Genomic DNA, 7,364 nt, shown 5'->3' on the forward strand with positions numbered 1-7,364 from the left:
CAGCAAAGCCGGGGTGGGGTTCCGACTGTATTGCAATCGAGTGAGAAGTGCTATATGAAGAACCCCACCGCCTGCGGTAAAACCCCCCTCTGAGGGGGGTCGGAGGTTGGGAGGGGTCAAAATAATGTGCAGCTTCACAGAAAATTGGTATTACACAAAATTAAATTCATTCGTGAAGGTCAAAACAAGTAAAAAGTAAAAAGTAAAAAGAAAGATTCCCACTGATAAATCTGTGGGCTTGAAAAAAGGACACCTTTTACCTTGCACTACGTGTCTCGGTAAAATTATGAGTGTTTAAGTGGGCTTGATACCCACAACTGAAGTTTTTTATGAGTGCCTTTTAACTTTTAACTTTTTACTTTTAACTTGGAGCGAAGCGACTGTCAGGGAACGGGGAACGGGGAACAGAAAAAAATCTGTGTAATTATATTGTGTAGTTCCCGATACCTGATCCTCAACCCCCTCTCCCCGATCCCCAATCCCCAAATTTGTTGCAACTCTTAATGTTTTATCCTTATACTGTTACGCCATGCCTTGTTAGACTGATTTTTAATACACAAAATGCATTATTCTGTCTGTTGCAAGGCCTGAAAGCAAAAACCTTGGCTTTCTAGGGCATTGAACAATAAAAAAAACACAAGAGCAATCACAACATGGTAGATTCCCTAAAAAAACCAGGTTTTGAAGAATTGCGTCCGGGAATTAAAGTACCGGCAAAAGAAACCCTGTTAACACCCCGTTTTTACACCACAGACTTTGATGCGATGGCGCGGATGGATATCTCCGTCAATGAAGACGAGTTGAGAGCCATCCTAGAAGAGTTCCGCGCTGACTACAACCGTCATCACTTTGTTCGGGATACGGACTTTGAACAATCCTGGGATCATATTGACGGGGATACTCGCCGCTTATTTGTTGAATTTTTAGAGCGTTCTTGTACGGCAGAATTTTCTGGCTTTTTGCTATACAAAGAACTCAGCCGCCGCCTCAAAGACAAAAGCCCTGTGTTGGCAGAGTGCTTTAACCTAATGTCGCGGGATGAAGCGCGTCATGCTGGTTTTTTGAATAAAGCATTGGCAGATTTTAACATGTCCCTGGATTTAGGATTTTTGACTAAGAGCAAAAATTACACCTACTTCCAGCCGAAATTTATTTTCTACGCTACTTATCTTTCTGAAAAGATTGGTTACTGGCGCTATATCACAATTTATCGCCACTTGGAAGCACATCCAGAAGACAGAGTTTATCCAATTTTCCGGTGGTTTGAAAACTGGTGTCAAGATGAAAACCGCCACGGTGATTTCTTTGATGCTGTGATGAAAGCACAGCCGCAAATCTTAAATGATTGGAAGGCGCGGTTGTGGTGTCGGTTCTTCTTGCTGTCAGTATTTGCCACAATGTATCTCAACGATATTCAGCGCAAAGATTTCTACGCTTCTATTGGGTTGGATGCGCGAGAATACGACAAATATGTGATTGAGAAGACAAATGAAACTGCTGGGCGGGTGTTCCCCGTGATGCTGGATGTGGAGAAGCCGGAGTTTTACGATCGCTTGGAAATTTGTGTAAAGAATAACGAGAAATTGACGGCGATCGCTAGTTCTAATACTCCTAAATTCTTACAATTCTTCCAAAAGCTGCCTTATTACATCTCCAACGGTTGGCAAACTCTGCGCTTGTATTTCATCAAGCCTATTGATACTGCTGCTGCTGAAGGTAGTGTGCGCTAAGTTCTCTAGGTTTTGCTAAAAATTAAGTGGTTCTGCTGAAAGCAGAGCCACTTTTTTATATGAACCACAAAAGAGGATAAGGACGCCAAGGAATGAGACAAAATCTGGCGAATATAATTTGCGGTTACAAAAACAAATTCTGCACAAGGGTATTAGTAAACTTAAAACCTAAAAAGGCAGGTTTTGTTTGTTTAGCCTCAGACTGGAAATCTAAAGGGGCAAAAAACTTGATTTTCTATTTTGGTTTGGGTACGAGTTGGCTTGTGTTAGCTAGCCCCGCTTGGTGTGAAACTCCTAGTAAGTCTGCCCAGGATTTGGATATCAGTCCAGAAATTCTTAAAAAAAGTCCAGTTTTGCAGCGCTGGCGGCGTCGAGTACCGAATGTATTGTCAGAAATTCAGAATGATCCAAGTTTTCGCACTAAGATACGACTGGGCTATTCTCGATTCACTTCTGAGAAAGAGGGAGGGGGAATAAATTTTGGTGTCGAAGATGTATTTATCGGTCGAAGTGGTTTGACGGTGAGTGCTGGATATGAGTCAGCATTCAACGGTAAGCATGAATCTTATGGTACTGATTTATATTATTATTTACGTCCTTTAGGTAGCTATGTTAACTTTGCGCCGTTGGTAGGATATCAGTATTTACGAACTAATGATAATTCTACAGATGGGGTAAATATAGGTATCAAGTTGTTGTTGGTATTATCTCGTGGTGGTGCTGCCGATATTTCTGTAACTCAAAGCTGGATTTCTCCTGGTAGCGAAGAAGAGGTAGGTTTAACAACGGCTGCTATTGGTTATGCGATCGCTCGTAATCTACGTCTATCTACTGGTTTTAAGCAACGGACTTCACAACAAGAGCAAGATAGTAGTATAGGAGTGGGTTTGGAGTGGATACCTTGACAGTCGCTTCGCTCCAAGTTAAAAGTAAAAAGTTAAAAGTTAAAAGGCACTCATAAAAAACTTCAGTTGTGGGTATCAAGCCCACTTAAACACTCATAATTTTACCGAGACACGTAGTGCAAGGTAAAAGGTGTCCTTTTTTCAAGCCCACAGATTTATCAGTGGGAATCTTTCTTTTTACTTTTTACTTTTTACTTGTTTTGACAGTTATCAGTTATTAGCTGGTGTAAGTTTTTTAATAATTCTTTTGCTGTGTAGGGTTTTGATAAAAACGCCTTAGCACCAGCTGACAAAGCCTGCTGTTCCATAGTAGGCAATCCACTGGTGGCAATAATTTTTACTTGTGGATTCAATTTTTGTAAGGTACGGATAGCGATTAACCCATCCATTGTTGGCATCATCATATCAATGAAGACTACACTAATTTTTTGCTTATGCTGGGCATAGAGTGCGATCGCCTCAATACCATTGCTAGCTAATAAGGTTTTGTAATTAGCTTCTTGTAGTGATGCTTGAGTTACCTGTTGCAGCATTTGTTCGTCATCGACGATCAAAATCAATTCTCCGTTACCTGCTGGAGTATCCTCCTCTTGTGCTTGGTTAGTGGGGCTAATGTTTGCTGCTGGTAAGTAAACTTTAAATTGAGTACCTTTGTTCACCTCACTTAACACCTGCACAAAGCCACCGTGATTCTTAACGATACTGAGAACAGTTGAAAGACCTAATCCTGTACCTTGACCAGTTTCTTTTGTGGTGAAAAACGGATCAAAAATGTGTTCCATGAATTCTGGGGGAATTCCTATCCCTGTATCACAGATGGTGACAACAACATAGTTCCCTTCATGGGCATCAAGATACATTTGAGCATAGGTTTGATCAACAACTTGATTTTTGGCTGAGATTTTGATAATCCCGCCATTGGGCATAGCATCACGAGCATTTACACAAAGATTCATAAAGATTTGATGCAGTTGGGTTGCATTCGCATCAACCATCCATAGGTTTGTAGTGGGAATCTCAGTACAGATTTCAATAGATTTGGGAAATGTCTGTTTAGTAACTTTGGCTGCTTCTAAAAGCAAGTGTCCAAGTTGTAAATAATTGCATTTTTCCTCTGTCCCCCGTGCAAATGCCAGAATTTGTTTAACTAAATCAGATCCTCGCTTGGATGTATGTCTTAGTACCTCCAATAGTTCCTCAGCTTGTCCATCAGCAGCCTGCAATTTTATTGGTAGTAATTGCGAAATCATTAAAATGGGGGTAAAAACATTGTTGAGGTCGTGGGCAATACCACTAGCAAGAGTACCAAGGTTTTCCAGGCGTTGGGCGCGCAAAAATTGTTGTTCGAGATTTTTCTTCTCCTTAAACAAATCCTGGTAACGCTGGCGTTCCAACTTCAACATCTCACGAGTAGCAGTTAATTCTTTGTTTTGCTGGCGTAGTTCCTCTTCTGTAATGTGCAGTTTTCCGAGAATTTTCTGGAATTGCTGGTTGATGTTTAAAAGTTGCCTAGTTCTTTGTTGGACTCGGTTTTCTAAGTCATCACGCACTTGCCGTAGAGCTTCCTTCACTTTGCAATCTTCCTCTGTTTATTCAACAATTACGACACAGTTGAACAGTTGAATTGGTGTTTGCTCATGAGCTTGGTTATATTGGCAAGGGTTATTTAATTCTCGTCTAGTCCGCCAAGAATTCAAATTCTGGGCTGCATAGCTTAAGTCGTCTAAAAAAACGACTCCAAAATCTTTTAGTCCACTTTCAGTGGAGTTTTGCTCTTAGCTCGGAAATTTCTTTCTGGGCGGATTATGGTAAGAATGAAATAGCCCTAGTTATATGGGAATCCGGTTTTATTTGGTGAACTTACTTGTGAATACCGGGTTAACGAAGATCAGATAATGTCAACGACCCAGGTCTAAAGACACGCTTGTTTCTAGCCTAAGACTTAAGACAATAGTTGACCAGACTCAGTACCTTGTGTACTACGTTATTGGCAAGAGTTAAAGACCTACCAGGGAATGCGTAGCCAGTTTCCTGCTCTAGAACTGGAAGATTAAACAGATTTATTGGGTTAAGTCAGTGTCTTTCAGATAGTACCGACCAATAACATTGTCGAGGCTAACATTACTCCCGTAAGGGAAGGCTCCTTGGAGCAAAACCGTTATCGCATTTGGCGCGTGTGTAATAGAGCCGGGCTTGGTTCGGGATATCTCGAACCGCCCACTAATGGGTTCCCTCCAAATTCGGGGTTTTCAGACCCCGAATTTGAGAGGGCGCCCAAATCAGGGGGTTTTAAGCCCGGCTCTATTTCTTCGATTTGCTTCGTTATGCGTACGCTCTTTGTGAGATTTGAAGTAGTAATTGTAAGGCACGAAAGTGCAATTGCATTAGCACACCGAATTAAGCAACTCCCGTGTAATGGATTAAAGATTTAAGGCAATTAAAATTGCCCGTGTCGTTTCCCTCTCAGGTCGCGCATACTCTGAGTTTCCCACATACCGGAAAATTTTATGATTATTTCAGTGTTGATAGAGTCGAAGGAAGTTTTTAAGTTCCGTCTCAGCTCTCTGATAGAGTAAAATTTTAAATTAAATTTTTCTATCTATCATTTGACAGATCATATTTATTTGTATTAAGCAAACTTCTATCTAAATCATAGATTATTTTTATAGAAACCTGAGATTTTTTCCTGCAATTTATTTAACATTCACTTAAGTAAAAAAGTTTGAAAATAGTATCTTTATAGAGAATTAGCAAATATTTTAGGCGTACGTAAAAACGGGATTATATTAATAAGTCTCAGTGTCACAAGTAAATCACACACTTACTCCCGATAATTTATGGTTAATAAAATCAATGGAAAGTCAGTACAAAAGCTGATTTAGTGCCAGCTACACTTTTGCTATGCGATCGCCACTCCAAATATAAGATTTTAGCTTGAAGTTAAGTTTCGATCGCATAGCAATTAATTTAGATATTCAAGCAGTCCCAACAACAGTCTTTTTCAGTAAGCTCTAATTAGGGCTTGCTGAAAAAGAAACAAAAGGTGACAGTTTGTAGAAGAAAAGACTCTAGAAGTAGATTCAGGTGCAAGGAAAGAAGGTAAAATAGCCGAAAATCCTTGCATCACAGTGGTCAGTCTGAGAACGCGGTATCCGAAGTTACCATGTACAGAAAAGAAGAATCAACACCAATTCAACCAGAAAGTTTTGAACTTCCATTTGAAGGAAAGTTATCATTAGATAACCGTTGGGTAATTATGGCTGATTTAATACCCTGGCAAGAATTTGAGTCGGAATATTCTTCAAGATTCTCCACAGAAATGGGAGCGCCAGCAAAATCATTTCGGATGGCATTAGGAGCATTAATAATCAAAGAAAAACTAGGGATAAGTGACAGAGAGACAGTAGAACAAATTAAAGAGAATCCTTATCTACAGTACTTTATAGGGATGTCGTCTTATAGTAATGAAACTCCATTCGATGCCTCAATGTTAGTACATTTTAGAGAAAGAATTAATGCAGAGTTAGTCAATAAAGTGAATCAAGAGATGGTGAAGAAGATGTGCAAAGAAACATCATCTCAATCAAATCAAAAAAAAACAGCAGAAGCCGAATCAGAAAAAAGTGAGCAAAAAAATCGAGGAAAATTAATATTAGATGCGACTTGTGCGCCTGGAGATATTAGTTATCCGACAGATTTAGAGCTATTAAATCAAGCAATAAAGCAGACAGAAAAAATTATAGACTTGCTTTATGAACAAGTGAGAGGAGAATTAAGCAAAAAACCAAGAACGTATCGGGAAGTCGCCAGAAAAGATTATTTAGCAGTAGCAAAAAAACGTCGTGTATTTCAAAAAGACAGAAGAATAGCGATCAAAAAACAACTGCAATATATCAAAAGAAATTTAGCTCATATTGAGCAATTACTGCTATCAAGAGCCAGTCTTGTCAATTTAAGTAAGAGACAATATAAGATGTTGCTCGTGGTCACAGAAGTTTACCGTCAACAACTGTGGATGTATGAAAATAAAAAGCAGAGCATTGATGACCGAATTGTGAGTTTAAGCCAACCACATATCCGTCCAATTGTCCGAGGCAAAGCCGGGAAGTCCGTGGAGTTTGGAGCCAAACTGTCTGCTAGTTATTTTAATGGATATGTATTTTTAGACCATATTAGTTGGGATAACTTTAATGAATCAGGCGATTTAAAAACGCAAGTTGAGGCATTTAAAAACCACACTGGTTATTACCCAGAATCAGTTCATGTTGACAAAATTTATCGCACTAGAGAAAACCGAGCTTGGTGTAAAGAACGAGGTATTAGAATCAGTGGAGTTCCTTTAGGAAGACCGCCAAAAACTGTGAGTAAAGAACAAAAAAAGCAAGCTCAAGAGGACGAAAGGATTCGTAATTCTATTGAAGGAAAGTTTGGACAAGCTAAAAGGAGATTTAGCTTGAGTAGAGTGATGGCTAAACTTTCTCATACTTCTCTTACTACGATTGCTATCACTTTTTTAGTGATGAATCTGTCTACTCATCTGTTGCGGTTGTTTAATGCTTTTTTGTGTCTATTTTTCACAAATACATTTTTTTTACAGCCTAAGATTATCTATGGTTATACTTATCTCACTTTTAATCAACAAAAACTTATGTTTTCACCTTCCTTGAATAACTAATCAATAAACATCTCCAAAATAGTATATTTTGTGGTAAAAGAACGTCAATAGAAG

General features: G+C 39.2%; 4 protein-coding genes. 3 read left to right on the plus strand and 1 reads right to left on the minus strand.

Annotated features, from left to right (window positions below; genetic code table 11):
* The first annotated feature begins 653 nt into the window (after nt 1-653).
* On the plus strand, nt 654-1,730 hold the full coding sequence (gene acsF / locus AC5JMK_RS10610) for a magnesium-protoporphyrin IX monomethyl ester (oxidative) cyclase (RefSeq protein ID WP_096677959.1): 1,077 nt from the start codon (nt 654-656) through the stop codon (nt 1,728-1,730).
* Between the two features lie 263 nt (nt 1,731-1,993).
* Entirely contained in the window at nt 1,994-2,635 is a 642-nt protein-coding gene (locus tag AC5JMK_RS10615; protein WP_495910037.1) for a hypothetical protein, read from the plus strand.
* 191 nt (nt 2,636-2,826) lie between these two features.
* Here AC5JMK_RS10615 and AC5JMK_RS10620 read toward each other — a convergent pair whose 3' ends face one another.
* The gene (locus tag AC5JMK_RS10620) at nt 2,827-4,206 is read right to left on the minus strand and encodes a hybrid sensor histidine kinase/response regulator (protein WP_495910038.1); all 1,380 of its coding nucleotides are present in this window, start codon (nt 4,204-4,206) and stop codon (nt 2,827-2,829) included.
* 1,592 nt (nt 4,207-5,798) lie between these two features.
* Here AC5JMK_RS10620 and AC5JMK_RS10625 point away from each other — a divergent pair.
* Entirely contained in the window at nt 5,799-7,310 is a 1,512-nt protein-coding gene (locus tag AC5JMK_RS10625) for an IS5 family transposase (RefSeq protein ID WP_495910039.1), read from the plus strand.
* The last annotated feature ends 54 nt before the right edge of the window (nt 7,311-7,364 follow it).

It is taken from the genome of Pelatocladus sp., assembly GCF_059505505.1.